Origin of the sequence: Streptomyces sp. NPDC048331 (genome assembly GCF_043201215.1) — a bacterium.
Lineage (GTDB): Bacteria > Actinomycetota > Actinomycetes > Streptomycetales > Streptomycetaceae > Streptomyces.
In genome coordinates, this window is the sequence record NZ_JBICYT010000011.1 from 224503 (window position 1) to 237876 (window position 13374).

The window sequence follows — 13374 nt, forward strand, 5'->3', positions numbered from 1 at the left end:
CGGTTCTTCTGGGATCTTCTGCATGGTTCTGTGTGTGTTGGTACCTTCCGAGCTTATGGGGTGCGGCGTAGTCGGCCCATCACCCAGGCGGCAAGTGCGGCGGCGAGCCCGATCACCAGCACCACCCAGGCGGTGGTGCGCAGGTACGCGGTGAGGGCGTCGTACACCGCCCCGGCGGCGGGTCGGTCGATGTCGGCGGGCAGGTCGTCCAGGGTGAGCCGGCGGCAGACGTCCACCGCGAGCCACAGCAGTCCGGCCCCGACGGCCAGTCCCGCTCCTGTGGCCATGACGGCGCGTCGGCGGTGGACGGCGACGGCGACGGCCGCCGCGGCCAGGAGCAGGGTCAGTACGGGGAGCCAGACGCCCGCGACTTCGAGCATGTGGAAGCCCTTCCGGAGAGCGGCGAGATTGTCGTACTCCATGACCTTCACGGTCAGGTGGGTCACCGGGATGCGGTCGGCGAAGGGCACCTCGTCGGCGACGAGGTCGCCCCTGACCTGGGCGATGACGGGCGCGAGGTCGATGGTGAGGGCGTCGCCGCGGCCGGTGGTGAGGGCGTCGAGGAACGCGGCGTGGGCGGCGCGGTTGGCCGCGTCCCAGGCGGTCCGGTAGGCGTCGGTGCCGGCGAAGGAGTGCAGGGCCTCGCCGAGCAGGGTGTCCAGGCCGATCTGGAAGGGGCCCGCGTCGATCTGCCCGGCCAGGGCGCGCGTGACCTGCGTGACGACGACCTCCTGCACCTTCGGGTTCTCGGCGAGGGGGGACATGGCGGCGGTGTACCGGTCGGCGTCGCCCAGCTCGCGGTCGGCCCAGTACGCGACGGCGCTCGCGGGCACCAGAAGGGCCACGAGCACGATCAGGACCGTCGACAGGATGGTGCGCACGTCACCAGGGAATGCGGGCACGGGGCCGGGCGCGAGCGGTGTTGCTGCGGGCGGGTGGTGGGCCCTCGGCGGGCGCGCCACGTGGGGGACCGAACTGCCCGCCCAGACCCTGATCGGCGTCGCCGCGCTCGCCCTGCCCGACATGCTCTTCGAGATCGACGCGGTGGCCGTGCGCACGCCCTGACCACTGATCCACTTGCCGGTCGGGGGTGGCGGGTGTGCCCTGGAGGATGGGAGAGAGGAGCCCGTCATGGCACATGCGGCACCTTCCGCCTTCGGGCGGCACCGGCAGACGGCGAACACGGCCCACCTGCACAAGAGCGCGTTCGTGGGCCCCGTGCTCCTCGGACTCGTGTACGGATTCTGGGCCGCCTTCATCGAGCGCCAGGCGGGGCCGGTGACCGCGGGCAACGTCTTCTACGGGATCCTGTGCGGCGTGATCTTCGCAGCGATCATGTTCGGCCTGGCCAGGGTCGGTCCCCGGATGATGCGTGAGGTCCACGCCGCCGCCTACGGAGCCTTCGGCGGCATCGCGGCGGGCTATCTGCACAGCCTCACCGACCAGTCGATCCTCAAGGCCGTCGTGGTGGGCCTCGCCGTGGCCGCGGGCGTCGGCCTGGCGGCGTTCTACCGCTACTACACGCACGAGGACTGAGCACCGGACCGCGAGCGCCGGTTGCCCGGGCCGAGAGGCCCGGGCAACCGGCGCTCCGCGCCTGTGCGCGCGCCGTCCTACGCGGCCGAGTCCGCGGGGGCGGTCCGCTGCGGTTCGCTCTCGGGCTCGACGGTCGTGGCCGTCGCTGGGGTCGTGGCGGTGGCCGTGGTCGGCTCGGTCTTCTGCCGGACCGGCGGGGAGAACCGGGTGACCTCGGCGCGGAGCATGGCGTTCAGTGCGGCGTACGGGTCGATGGGCATGGCGGAACCTCACGGTGCTCAGGTGGGTGTGGGGGCTGCGTTCGGACCTCGGTCCGCTCAGCAGCGCAGCACCACACTCCGCACCGTCCGCCGGGACAGGGCCGGTTCGGCCGCGTCCTGGGCGGGCCCGCACGCCGGGGCGGCGCGGTGTTCCACGTGAAACACCGCGCGTGGTGCCCGCCGTACGCCGGTCGGTCCGCGCGTGATCGTCCGTACGGCCGTCCGAGCCTCGGGATCCGGAGCCGGGGCCGGATCCGACGGGCCCTCGCCGGGCTCGGGGGACTCGGCGGGCGCGCTCGGCGCGGCGGGCACGGCGGGCACGGCGGAGGCGGGCCGGAACTCGGCGGCCGCGGCGCCGGCCGGTCCGGCGCCGAAGACGCACAGCAGCACGACACAGACCACGGTCAGAGCCCTGGCCAGTGCCGAACGCGCGTGGTGCCTCCCGTTCATGCGAGGGGTGTGCCCCGCCACGCCGGGAGACTCCCGGACGGACCCCGAGAAGCCCCCGACCGGGGGACGAAGACACCCCCCACGGCTGACAGGACACCCGGGGCCGGTGGGCTCAGTGGGTGCGGCGCTGCCCGGTCAGCCGGGCCAGCACGGCGGTCTCGCCGCCGACCAACCGCAGTTGGGCCCGGCCGGGCGGGCCCTCGTGGCCGGAGGTCCTGCCGGGGGAGACGCGGACGACGGTGAACACGGCCGTACGGCTGTCCGCGCGGGGGATCTCGATGGTCCGGCCCCGCCGCAACGTGCCGAGGCGGAGCCCTTCCACGGTCACCACCGCGGTCCCGGCCGCACCGGGAGCGGGCCCCCCGGTGTCCCAGGCGACCTCCTCGCGATCGCCGTTCAGCGGCACGTCCACGCCCAGGCTGGGGATCCGCAACCGCAGCGGCCGCGCGGCCCGCAGAGGTCCGTTGACCTCCCGCAACGGCCCGGGTTCGGTCCTCGGCGACCGGGCCCCCGTGCCGGAGCCGTGCTCGCCGGACTGCTCCAGCTCCCGTACCAGCCGGCGGTGGCCGGACAGCCCCAACGCCCGCGACGGCAGCGCGTCGTCGGTGGTCACGGCCGCGGTCCGGGCACCCTCGGTCCGTTGCAACACCGCGATGCCGGTGGACAACAGAACCACCGTCAGCGCGGCGACGGCCCACTTGGCGCGGGGCATGGGATTCCCTCCTGTCCGGCCCGGGCGGCCGGGGTCATGTGAGCAGTGGACACTTCCTCTGCCCATCGGCACCCCGTGCAACACGGTGGACTGACATCGCGTCACGGGCGTGTCGTCGCCCGATCGGTGAGTCTTCGCAGATCGCGAAGGGTCCACCCGCCGGATCCCCGGGGTGGTGCCCCTGCGCCCGAACGGGTGAGAGTTCGGGCGTGTCCAGGTCGTCCCCGCCCGCTGCGCGGGAGGCACCCCCTAGAGCCAGTCCTCCGGCCTGATCCGAAAGACAGGCCCTAGCCGCACATGACGACCGCGGCCGTGCCCGCCCCCATCAGCGCGCCGGCCAGATGCATGGCCGGGTGGCCGTAGTCGCCGTACCAGAGGTGGCGGGCCAGGCCGCCGAGCGCGGCCAGCGCGGCGATGATCCCGATCTGACCGAAGAGCGTGACGGCGCAGCAGGGGGCCAGGAGCAGCAGGAACGAGTTGAGCCAGAACGGGGCGGCGCCCGTCCAGCCCCGCCATTCCCTGATCGCCGTCGCCATGTACTACGGGCCCCCTCGTGCTCAACCGGTCGGCTGCACAGCCTCCTTGGGTGCGGAAGCGGGCACAAGGGCTCGTTCGGCTAGAAAACCGAAAGCCAGGCCGAAAGTCGTCCACAGAGCCGTCTGGACGGCCAGGGACGCGAGGCGGAACTCCCAGATCAGCGCGCCGGGGAAGCCCTCCGGGACCTCGTCGACGCCGGGCAGCAGGGCGTACGAGAGGCCGATCAGCAGGAGGAAGGCCGCGCCGGCGACGATCGACGCGTTCCAGTTGCCGAGCCTCGGCGCGAGCCGCCGGCCGAGGATCAGCGCGCCGGCCGCCAGCAGCACGCTCAGGGCGACCATCAGGAGGTAGAGGGCGGTCCGCCGGGCGGCGGTCTCGGGATCGCCCACGGCGGGGGGATTGGCGGGGTACTTGAAGAACGGCACCAGCGTCACGGTGACGTACAGGGCCCCGGTGACCAGGGCGGCCGTGGCGCGCGGGCCGAAGCGGCCGATGCGGCCCAGGGCGAAGCAGTAGACGAGCGCGGCGATCCCGCCGAGCGCGACCGCGTAGAGCAGGACGCCCGTGCCGAGCCCGGCCGTGGCCTGGAGGGCCCGGCTGACCGGCGCGTCCTCGCCGTGGTCGTGACCGGCCGAGGCGGCTTCCTCGATGGCGATCGCCGCGTCCACCTTGGACTCACCGAGGAGGTAGGCGACGAGGAAGGCGGCCACGCCGGCCAGCAGGCCGGCGAGCATGCCGCGGACGAGCAGGGTGCGGGGGGAGACCCCACCCGGAGAAGAGGAAGTCATGGTGCGTCGGTTCCCTCGCTGAGACGTCGGTCGGTGGCAGGGGAATCAGTGGCAGGGGAAACCGAGCAGGTGGCGGCCGTCGTGCAGCCACTCGTGGATGGTCTCCCCCTCGAAGAGGGAGGTGGCACCCTGCTCGGCGCCGACGAAGTACAGCAGGACGAGCATGAGGACGCCGACGAACACGGCCCAGGGGGCCAGCTCGGAGAGCGAGATGGGGGCGATGACGGGTGAGTTCGTCGTGGGCACGGCGGTGTGGGCCATGGCAGAACCTCCAGAGGGAAACACGCGTCCCGGTCAGTGGTGGTGCTCGCTACGACGGTGGCGGGTCTGACTTTCCTCCCCTCGGGGAGGCTTCACAGTGGCGCGACCGTGCCGGATTCTCACCGGGCTTCCGTCGTTCCGTCGTAGGTCAATTGAACCATTTGTGACCGTACCGCGCTTACGCTCGCCTGATGAAGACCCCGTTGGTGCGAGTTCGACTGGTCAGTTTCCCTCTGGACGCGGCCGCCCGTCAGGGCCGCTTCGGTCACGCGCGGCCGTGCCCGGGTCACGAGGGGCTGCGCGGTCCGGCCATGGGTGAGTGGGCCGGGCTGACCCTGGACGAGGTGGTGGGCCGGGATCCGGCGGCCGTGCGCGCCTGGCTGACCGATCCGGCGTACGCGCCGCCGGGCGGGGAGTCCGTGAACGCGCTGATCGCCCGCGTCGGGGCGGAGCTGGCGGGCCTGGCCGAGGGCACGCACCGGATGGTGGTCGAGCAGGCCGTCGTGCGCGCGGCCGTGGTGCACGCCCTGGAGCTGCCCGCGGCGGCCTTCTGGCGGCTCGACGTACGGCCGGAGTCGGAGACCACCCTCACCGGGCGGGCGGGGCGCTGGAACCTCCTGGTGGGCCGGCCGCAGGACGAGCAGCCGCAGGACGAGCCGTAGCCGTCGCCGTAGTGGTGACCGCCGTAGGGGAAACGATTCGGCCCGGACCCCGCGACGCGGTCCGGGCCGAATCGACACCACCCGCGCGTCAGGCGACGATCCAGTCGGACGTCGAGATCACCGGCTGCACGCCGTCGCGGTGGATGGTGCCCTCGATCAGGCCGTACGGCCGGTCCGCCGCGAAGTAGACCTCGTTGTCGTTCTTGAGGCCGAAGGGCTCCAGGTCGACGAGGAAGTGGTGCTTGTTGGGGAGGTTGAGGCGCACCTCGTTGACCTTGGGGCAGTTGTCGAGCACACGCTCGGCCATCTGGTTCAGGGTCTGCTGCAGCGAGTACGAGTACGTCTCCGCGAAGGCTTCCAGCATGTTCTTGCGGACCTTCTTGTACGCCTGGTCCCAGTCGTACCCGGCGTCGTCGGCGGCGAGCGCCGAGTGCGCCCAGCGCGCGGTGACCTTGGTCGCCAGGATGCGGTCGTACGCCTCCTGCAGGGTCGTGTACCTGTCCTTGATGTAGCCGTGGAACTCGGAGTTGGTCGAGTTCATCACCGTCAGGTCCTTCAGCCCCGAGATGACCTGGAGGCCGGTCGTCTCGCTGTAGGTGATCTGCGCGGTCCGCACCTCCTGGCCCTTGCGGACGAAGGAGTGCTGCTCCTTGCGCGTGGGGACCGGGATGCGGTCCCACGCGTACTCCTCGATGCGGATCTGGGCCTCGCGGATCGGCTGCTGCGAGGAGACGAAGTGCTTGGCGAGCTGGATGCCGAAGGCCTCGGGGGATTCGATGCCGTGCTCCTTGCCGAAGGCGTACACCGTGTTCTTGGTGGTGTCGGTCGGCAGGCAGTTGGCGTTGTCGCCGGTGAGGTGGACGTCGCGGAACTCACCGCGGAGCGCGACCGAGACGTTGAGGTCACGGATCTCGTGCCAGGAACCGTCGCCGCCCTTGCGGGTGACCTTCACGATGCGGTTCTCGGCCTTGCCGTACTGGTTCTGGGCCAGGACGTGCTTGCTCATGCTGTCTTCCTTCGGGTACTCGGGAACACGGAGTCCGGTGGTCTGGATCCCGTACGCCCGGCGTCCAGCGCCCGCCCGAATCAAGGACGTCCCGCTCCCCGCCGTTCGGCCCCTCGCGGAGGGACCGCCCCGGGCCTGACGTGCATCCCGGTTCGTAGGTGCTTGGCCTGTTGTGTCTTACGGCCTGCACGGATTGCAGCATGTGTACGGGGGGTTGATCCCCGTACAAATCCTCCGAACACCAGCACCCACGCCTTGGGCGACCCCACAGAATCGCAGGTCAGGTGGTGTGCGCATCCGCCACCGAGAGGGCCTCGTCGAGGATCGCCAGCCCCTTGGCCACGTCCTCGGGCGTGATGTTGCACGGCGGCGCGACGTGGATGCGGTTGCCGGCGACGAGCGGCCAGAGCCCGCCCTTCTTGCAGGCGGCCGCGAACTCGGCCATCGGGGCGTTCTCCGCACCGGAGGCGTTGTACGGGACCAGCGGCTCCCGGGTCTCCTTGCTCCGGACGAGTTCCAGGGCCCAGAAGGTGCCGAGCCCGCGGACCTCGCCGACCGAGGGGTGCCGCTCGGCGAGCGCGCGCAGGCCGGGTCCCAGCAGCTCGGCGCCGGTGCGGGCGGACCGCTCGACGATGCCCTCTTCCTCCATGACGCCGATCGTCGCCACGGCGGCCGCGCAGGCCAGCACGTGCCCGGAGTACGTCAGCCCGCCCGGGTAGGGCTTGCGGGCGAAGCTCTCGGCGATGGCGGCCGAGATGGCGACCCCGCCGAGCGGCACGTAGCCGCTGGTCACGCCCTTGGCGAAGCAGATCAGGTCGGGGGTCACGTCCCAGTGCTCGGAGGCGAACCACCTACCGGTGCGCCCGAATCCGACCATGATCTCGTCGAGCACGAAGACGATGCCGAAGCGGTCGCACAGCGCGCGGACCCCGGCCAGGTAGCCGTCCGGGTGCACGAGCACGCCCGGGGCGCCGCCGACGGTCTCCAGGATGATCGCGGCGATGGACTGCGGCCCCTCGAAGACGATGGTGTCCTCCAGGTGGCGCAGGGCCCGCTCGCACTCCTCGGCTTCGGTGGCCGCGTAGAAGGGCGAGCGGTAGGCGAACGGCCCCCAGAAGTGCACGACGCCGGCGGTCGCGGAGTCGTTGCCGAAGCGGCGGGCGTCGCCCGTCAGGTTGATCGCGGTGGAGGTGGCGCCGTGGTACGAGCGGTACGCGGACAGCACCTTGGGCCGGCCGGTGTGCAGCCGGGCCATGCGGACGGCGTTCTCCACGGCCTCGGCCCCGGCATTGGTGAAGAAGATCTTGTCGAGGTCGCCGGGGGTGCGTTCGGCGATCAGCCGGGCCGCCTCGGAGCGCACGTCGACGGCGAAGCCGGGCGCGACGGTGCACAGCTTGGCCGCCTGCTCCTGGATGGCCGCGGTGACCTTCGGGTGCTGGTAGCCGATGTTCGTGTAGACCAGGGCGCTGGAGAAGTCGAGGAAGCGGTTGCCCTGGTAGTCCCAGAAGTACGAGCCCTCCGCACCGGCCACGGCGAGCGGATCGATGAGTTCCTGCGCCGACCACGAGTGGAAGACGTGCTTCCGGTCAGCGTCTTTCACGGCGGCGAGGGCGTCGGCTTCTGCGTTCATGAAACGAGCGTAGTTGTCCATGATGTGGACGGGCCGGGGGTCGGCCCGCCGACACCGGCCGGGTCAGGCCAGGGCTTCGCCGTACAGCCGGAACAGCCGGGGTCCCGGGGTCTCGGCGGCGGCTCCCAGCCGGGCCCAGGCCTCCGCCGCCGCGGCCCGGGCCGTCGTGCCCGGCCAGGGCCGCGGCAGCAGCTCCGGCGGGAGCAGCGGATCCGGGAGCATCGCGGCCGAGAAGGCCGCCGCCAGTGCCACGGCGTGCGCCAGCCCGGCGGCCGGCCCGGGCTCGGCGGGACGCTCCGCGAGGGCGTGGAGCTCCCCGTACCCCTCCGCGATGTCCGGGAGCGGCCAGAGCCGCTGCGCCAGGGCCCGAGGGTCGCGGGTGCCGCCCACCGCGAGGTCCCGGGTGCTCAGGCAGGTCAGCGCCTCCGAGAGGTCCAGATCCGCCGCGTGCGCCCGCACGTACGGGCCGATCGCGTTCGGCGTGACGTACAGGCCGCCCTGGACCGGCGCCGCCCCCAGCCCGGTCAGCGCGTCCCGCAGGGAGTCCCGCGCGGCCCGCGCGGATTCCGGCACGGCGAAGGCGAAGGCGTGCCAGAGCCCGTCCCAGGGCTCCAGCCCCCGGTCCTGCCGGTAGGCGTGCCGGACGAACTCCACCTCCGGTACGAGCACCGGCCCGACCTCCGTCTCGGTCCCCGCCAGGCGCAGCACGGCCCGCCGGCCGCGCCCCTCCACGGTGAACCGGCCCTCGGTCACCAGCCGCTTCACGCACAGCCGCACCTGCTGGTCGGTCATCCCGAGCAGCGCGGCGACCTCGTAGAGCTCGTCGCCCGCGACCGTCCCGTCCTCCCGGACCAGCGCGTGCACCACCATCCGCGTGGGGATCGCACTCATCGCGCGGCCACCTCCTTGTGCATCGTCGTCACACCCCCGAATCCCAGCACGTCCCGCAGCCAGGGCGTGCGTCGCACCCGGACCGCCCGGAACCCGTGGCGCTCGTACGGCTCCCGGGCCCGCGGGTTCTCCGCGACCAGGTCCAGCCGGATCCGCCGACCAGGCCGCGCCCGGCCGGCTGGAAGCCCGCCACGCCGACCACCCGGCCGCGCGAGCCGCCCTCGCCGCCTTCGCCGCCGGACAGTGCGGTGACCGCGCGGTCCGTGTGCGGGTGTCCGGCGATGAACCGGCGCCCGGCCTCCGGGGGGCCGAGCGCGAGGCCCAGCTTTCCTCCGAAGGCCTCCCAGTACGGCTCGGCGACGCGCGCCGCGGCCCCTTCGGGCACCCCGCGCCGTACCGCCACGCTCTCCGTCGTCATACGCACAAGGCTAATACGCTCATTGTCGATACGATCGTTTTTAATGCGAGCGAACAAATGAACGAATGAACGAGCCGAGGAATCCGGAGCCGTGGTGGCGCGGGCCCCCGCCCTGGCGGCTGACGCTGACGGCGGTGTTCGCACCGCGCTCCCTCTTCCCACCCGGCCTGCTCGCCGATCAGCGGAGCTTCCTGGAGGAACTCAGCCGTCCAGCGTGAGCCGTGCCAGTTCCCGTGCGGCCGCCGGTCGCACCGCCCCGCCCCCGTGACTCCCGTACACGCCCTCCTCGTTCACGCCCTCCTCGCACGCGTACGCCTCGTACGCCTCGGCGCCGAGCGCGGCGCGGGCCGCCGCCTCCACCCGCGCGGCGTCGGGGCGCGAGTGGTCCGGCCCGCCGCGCACGGCCAGGGCCGCGGCCAGCAGCCGGGCCGCCTCCCGGGGCCGGTCCAGCCGTACGGCCTGGTCCGCCACGCCGACCAGCACCTGGGCGAGCGTCGGCGCGTGTCCGGAGGCCGCGGCCAGCTCCAGCGCCTCGGCCCGGTGGGCGCGGGCGGTGGCCAACTCGCCGTCCGCCGCGTCCAGATACCCGAGGCTGTCGAGCACGACCGCATCGAACACCGGATGTACGGCGACCTCGCGGACCGCCGCCTTCGCCCGCGCCAGTTCGGCCCTGGCCGGCACCGTCTCGCCGTTCCAGCGCGCCAGGTCCGCCTTGCCGTGCGCCATCATGGCCAGCGCCTCGGGCCAGCCGGCCGCCACCGCGTCCCGCTCCGCCCGGGCCATGGCCGCCGCGCTGCCCGCAGGGTCCCCGGCCAGCCGGAACAGCTGCGCCTGCCGGACCCGGGCGTACAGCCGGTCCTCGACGACGCCCAACTCGCCGAGGACCGCCACGGCTTCCTCGTAGTGGCCGATCGCCGCGCCGTGGTCGCCGCGCCGGGCCACCAGATCGGCCAGCAGCGTCAACGCGAAGGAGGTCCCCCAGCGTTCCCCGAGCCCCCGGAACCCGGCCAGGGCCGCCTCGATCGCGGCCTCCGCCTCGGCGGGCGGGCCGCCCGCCCCGAGCAGGGTCTTGGCGCCCTCCAGCCGGGCCTGCGCCCGGACCCAGGGGTCTTCGTCGGTCAACAGACCAGCCCACGCGTCCGGAGGGGCCGCCTCGCCCTTGTCCGCGCTGCGCAGCAGCCGGTCCAGCGGCTCCAGGAAGCGGACCACGGGGTGCCGGCTCCCGGTGCGTGCGGCGAGCAGCAGCCCCTGGCCGAGCAGTTCCGCGGTCCGCCGGTCGTCACCGAGTCCGGCCGTTGCGAAGAGCGCCGCCAGCGCGCAGGCCACGGCGCGGGCCCCGTCGTCCCCGTCGTCGTCCGGCCTGTCCGACCCGGCGGGGACGGCCGGGACGGGCAACGCGAGCGCCCGGGCGGCCAGTTCGGCGCCTTCCGCCTTGTGCCCGCCGAGCCACCAGTACCACCCGGCCGCCGCCACCAGCGCCACGGCCGCCCGCGCGTCGCCCGCCGTGATCGCGCCGCGCAGCGCCGCCGCCAGGTTGTCGTGCTCCGCGGTGAGCCGCCCGAGCCACTCCAACTGCTCCGCCCGCCGCAGGTACGGGTCCGCGGCTCGGGCCAGGCCGGTGAAGTACGCGGCGTGCGCGCGGCGCAGCGACTCCCGTTCGCCCGCCTCCTCCAGCCGCTCCAGGCCGTAGGCGCGGATCGTCTCCAGCATCCGGTAGCGCCCGTCGCCCGCGGTCACCAGCAGGGACTTGTCGGTCAGCGACGTGATCAGGTCGAGCACGTCGTACGCCTCGACCGCCCCGCCCGCGCAGACCTCCTCGGCCGCCTCCACCGTGGCGCCACCGGGGAAGGCGGCGAGCCTGCGCAGCAGGACCCGTTCGGCCTCCGTCAGCAGCTCCCAGCTCCAGTCGACCACCGCCCGCAGGGTCCGGTGCCGGCGCTGCGCCGTCCGCGCGCCGTCCGTCAGCAGCCGGAAGCGGTCGTCGAGCCGGGTCGCGAGCTGCTCGACGTCCATCGTGCGCAGCCGGGCGGCCGCCAGTTCGATGGCCAGCGGTATCCCGTCGAGGGCCCGGCAGATCCGGGTGACGGACCGGGCGCTCTCCTCGGTGACGGCGAAGCCGGAACGGGCCGCCGCCGCCCGGTCGTTCAACAGTCGCACCGCCGCGTAGGACAGGGCCTGGGCCGCGTCGGCGTCCGCGGGCGGGAGGGGCAGCGGACGCACCGGCCACAGGGCTTCGCCGGTGAGGCCGAGCGGCTCCCGGCTGGTCGCCAGGATGCGCAGCCCCGGGCAGGCGCCGAGCAGCCGGTCGGCGGTCGTGGCGGCGGCCTCGACCAGGTGCTCGCAGTTGTCGAGGACCAGCAGGGCGGTGCGGTTGCGCAGGGCCGCGACGAGCCGGTCCAGCGGGTCGCCGGTGCCGGCCGGCTGGTCCCGCAGGGCCAGCGCGTTCAGGACGGCGGGCGCCACCTCGGCCTCCGCGCTCAGCGGTCCGAGTTCCACCAGCCAGACGCCGTCGGGGAAGTGGGCGAGGAGGGGGCGGGCGCTCTGGACGGCCAGCCGGGTCTTTCCGGCGCCGCCGGGTCCGGTGAGCGTGGTGAGCCGGTACCGGTCCATGAGGGACCCCACGTGGTGGAGGTCCTCCTCGCGGCCGACGAAACTGGCCAGCCCGGACCGCAGGTTGGTCGGTGGCGACGAGATCGCGGCCGGCGTCGGGGACGGCGAGGGGGAGGACGGCGACGTCGGTGTCGGCGTCGGTGTCGGCGCCTCGCCCGTGGGCGACGGCCCCGCCGGGACCTCGACCTCTCCGCGTAGTACGGCGGTGTGCAGGGCGGACAGCTCGGGCGAGGGGTCCACCCCGAGCTCCTCGGCGAGGGCCGCGCGGGCCTCCCCGTAGACGGTGAGGGCCTCGGCGGGCCGTCCGGCCGCGACGAGCGACCGCATCAGTGCGCCGACGAGCCGTTCCCGCAAGGGATGTTCGGCGACGAGGGAGGTCAGCTCGGCGGTCAGTTCCCGGCCGCGTCCCACCCGTAGATCCGCCTCGACGCGGTCCTCCAGGACCGCCGTCCGCAGCTCCGTCAGTCGGGTCACCGGGGCGCGGAAGAACGGGGCGGCGGCGACGTCCAACAGGGCCGGGCCGCGCCACAGTTCCAGGGCCTCGCGCAGCAGCCGTGCCGCGGTGTCGGGGTCCCGTACCAGTGCCGCGCGGCCGGCGGCGGCCAGCCGTTCGAAGCGGACCACGTCGACCGCGTCGGGTTCGACGAGCAGGCGGTATCCGGCCGGGTGCGATTCCACGTCGATGCCGGGCAGGGCCCGGCGCAGCCGCGACACCAGTGCCTGAAGGGCGTTGGCGGCGCCGGCCGGTGGGGTGTCCTGCCAGATGCCGTCGACCAGCAGCTCGGAGGCGACCACCCGCCCCGGTTCGAGGGCCAGCAGGATCAGCAGGGCCCGCAGGCGGGTCCCTCCGACTCCGATGCCGCTTCCGTCCTCGCCCCGTACGTCCAGGGCACCCAGCATCGAGATCCGCATGGCGACATTGTGCGGGGAGCCCCGGCGGTATTGCCATGGTGTTGTCCGGGGCCGGTTCGTCGGGGACGGCGCCCGCGGGGGTGAATTGCGGGCGGCCGTCCTTCGTCGTGTCGGGCCGGTGGGTTATTTGTCGGAGTAGCTGAAGTTCCCGACCGTCCAGGCGCTGACGTCCTTCAGCGCGATCCGATACATTCCGCCGGTTTCGGGGATGCCCAGGGTGCCCTGGAGGATGCGTGCCACGTGGAAATGAAGGTGGGAGGGTGCCCCGGCCTGCTGTCTGTCGCCGCGTCCGGGAGAGCTGAAGATCTCGGCGAACGGGGCCAGCTGGTCGGAGTCCCGTAGGACCTCGGCCACCCGCTGACGCCAGACGCTCTCGGGGGCGAGGCGGCCTGTGATGACGGCGCCGTGGACCACGACGGTCAGGGACATCTGATTGGTCTGCTCCGACTCGACCATGGTGGCGAGATCGAGGAGCAGGTCGTCAGGGATCGACATGGGCACGGACTCTAGCAAGGGTGCTCGCCCAGCGGCCGGGCTTCCGGGGAGTGGCCTGTTCGGCGCGCTCCAGGACATACGGACGGGGGGGGGCCGCCCCCCCCCGGGGGGGGCGGGGGGGGGGGGGGGGCCCCCGGCCGGGGGGGGGGGGGGGCGGCGGGGGGGCGGGGTGGGGGGGGATGGAGTGTTGTGGGAGGGGGGGCGCC

16 protein-coding genes, 1 pseudogene and 1 riboswitch are annotated in these 13374 nt (G+C 73.5%); of the genes and pseudogenes, 4 read left to right on the top strand and 13 right to left on the bottom strand.

Translation table 11 applies throughout. From position 1 onward, the window contains the following. Positions 1 to 53: 53 nt before the first annotated feature. Positions 54 to 881, bottom strand: coding sequence for a hypothetical protein (locus ACGFYY_RS18660; protein WP_393710608.1), 828 nt, complete (start codon positions 879 to 881; stop codon positions 54 to 56). Positions 882 to 957: 76 nt separating this feature from the next. Between ACGFYY_RS18660 and ACGFYY_RS18665 the strand changes: the two are divergent. Continuing rightward, a pseudogene (locus ACGFYY_RS18665) lies at positions 958 to 1065 on the top strand (RidA family protein); the annotation flags it as partial. Positions 1066 to 1131: 66 nt separating this feature from the next. Continuing rightward, the gene (locus ACGFYY_RS18670) at positions 1132 to 1536 is read left to right on the top strand and encodes a hypothetical protein (protein WP_393710610.1); all 405 of its coding nucleotides are present in this window, start codon (positions 1132 to 1134) and stop codon (positions 1534 to 1536) included. Between the two features lie 77 nt (positions 1537 to 1613). Here the strand turns inward: ACGFYY_RS18670 and ACGFYY_RS18675 are convergent, their stop codons facing one another. The 6 genes from ACGFYY_RS18675 to ACGFYY_RS18700 all read right to left on the bottom strand — a co-directional run bounded on the left by ACGFYY_RS18675 (position 1614) and on the right by ACGFYY_RS18700 (position 4544). Beyond that, entirely contained in the window at positions 1614 to 1796 is a 183-nt protein-coding gene (locus ACGFYY_RS18675) for a hypothetical protein (RefSeq protein ID WP_393710612.1), read from the bottom strand. A gap of 57 nt (positions 1797 to 1853) precedes the next feature. Next, positions 1854 to 2246, bottom strand: coding sequence for a hypothetical protein (locus tag ACGFYY_RS18680; RefSeq protein WP_393710614.1), 393 nt, complete (start codon positions 2244 to 2246; stop codon positions 1854 to 1856). Between the two features lie 112 nt (positions 2247 to 2358). Next, entirely contained in the window at positions 2359 to 2958 is a 600-nt protein-coding gene (locus ACGFYY_RS18685; protein ID WP_393710616.1) for a hypothetical protein, read from the bottom strand. Between the two features lie 287 nt (positions 2959 to 3245). Further along, positions 3246 to 3494 carry a hypothetical protein gene (locus ACGFYY_RS18690; protein ID WP_030714370.1) on the bottom strand — a complete coding sequence of 83 codons (249 nt, stop codon included), beginning with the start codon at positions 3492 to 3494 and terminating at the stop codon, positions 3246 to 3248. 21 nt (positions 3495 to 3515) lie between these two features. Beyond that, positions 3516 to 4283, bottom strand: coding sequence for a CbtA family protein (locus tag ACGFYY_RS18695; RefSeq protein WP_393710618.1), 768 nt, complete (start codon positions 4281 to 4283; stop codon positions 3516 to 3518). Between the two features lie 45 nt (positions 4284 to 4328). Beyond that, on the bottom strand, positions 4329 to 4544 hold the full coding sequence (locus ACGFYY_RS18700) for a CbtB domain-containing protein (RefSeq protein ID WP_393710620.1): 216 nt from the start codon (positions 4542 to 4544) through the stop codon (positions 4329 to 4331). A gap of 41 nt (positions 4545 to 4585) precedes the next feature. After that, positions 4586 to 4721: riboswitch (cobalamin riboswitch) on the bottom strand. Between the two features lie 14 nt (positions 4722 to 4735). Between ACGFYY_RS18700 and ACGFYY_RS18705 the strand changes: the two genes are divergently transcribed. Continuing rightward, entirely contained in the window at positions 4736 to 5206 is a 471-nt protein-coding gene (locus tag ACGFYY_RS18705) for a histidine phosphatase family protein (RefSeq protein ID WP_393710622.1), read from the top strand. A gap of 88 nt (positions 5207 to 5294) precedes the next feature. On the opposite strand, the gene pucL is transcribed toward ACGFYY_RS18705, so the two are convergent. The 4 genes from pucL to ACGFYY_RS18725 form a co-directional block, all read right to left on the bottom strand. Next, positions 5295 to 6212, bottom strand: a complete 918-nt coding sequence (gene pucL, locus ACGFYY_RS18710; protein ID WP_365278605.1) for a factor-independent urate hydroxylase — start codon at positions 6210 to 6212, stop codon at positions 5295 to 5297. Between the two features lie 280 nt (positions 6213 to 6492). Continuing rightward, positions 6493 to 7842: an aspartate aminotransferase family protein gene (locus tag ACGFYY_RS18715; RefSeq protein WP_393710625.1), complete on the bottom strand. Its 1350-nt coding sequence runs from the start codon at positions 7840 to 7842 to the stop codon at positions 6493 to 6495. 63 nt (positions 7843 to 7905) lie between these two features. Continuing rightward, positions 7906 to 8733 (bottom strand): PaaX family transcriptional regulator C-terminal domain-containing protein, encoded by an 828-nt coding sequence (locus tag ACGFYY_RS18720; RefSeq protein WP_393710627.1) that lies wholly within the window; start codon positions 8731 to 8733, stop codon positions 7906 to 7908. Between the two features lie 28 nt (positions 8734 to 8761). Further along, positions 8762 to 9151, bottom strand: a complete 390-nt coding sequence (locus ACGFYY_RS18725; protein ID WP_393710629.1) for a hypothetical protein — start codon at positions 9149 to 9151, stop codon at positions 8762 to 8764. A 65-nt stretch (positions 9152 to 9216) separates the two neighbouring features. Between ACGFYY_RS18725 and ACGFYY_RS18730 the strand changes: the two genes are divergently transcribed. Then, positions 9217 to 9369: a hypothetical protein gene (locus tag ACGFYY_RS18730; RefSeq protein ID WP_393710631.1), complete on the top strand. Its 153-nt coding sequence runs from the start codon at positions 9217 to 9219 to the stop codon at positions 9367 to 9369. On the opposite strand, the gene ACGFYY_RS18735 is transcribed toward ACGFYY_RS18730, so the two are convergent. Together ACGFYY_RS18735 and ACGFYY_RS18740 are read right to left on the bottom strand one after the other, a co-directional pair. Continuing rightward, complete coding sequence (locus tag ACGFYY_RS18735) at positions 9353 to 12673, bottom strand: BTAD domain-containing putative transcriptional regulator (RefSeq protein WP_393710633.1); 3321 nt, start codon at positions 12671 to 12673, stop codon at positions 9353 to 9355. The two genes, ACGFYY_RS18730 and ACGFYY_RS18735, sit on opposite strands and share 17 nt — an antisense overlap. 123 nt (positions 12674 to 12796) lie before the next feature. Next, positions 12797 to 13168 (bottom strand): hypothetical protein, encoded by a 372-nt coding sequence (locus ACGFYY_RS18740; protein WP_393710635.1) that lies wholly within the window; start codon positions 13166 to 13168, stop codon positions 12797 to 12799. Positions 13169 to 13374: the final 206 nt, after the last annotated feature.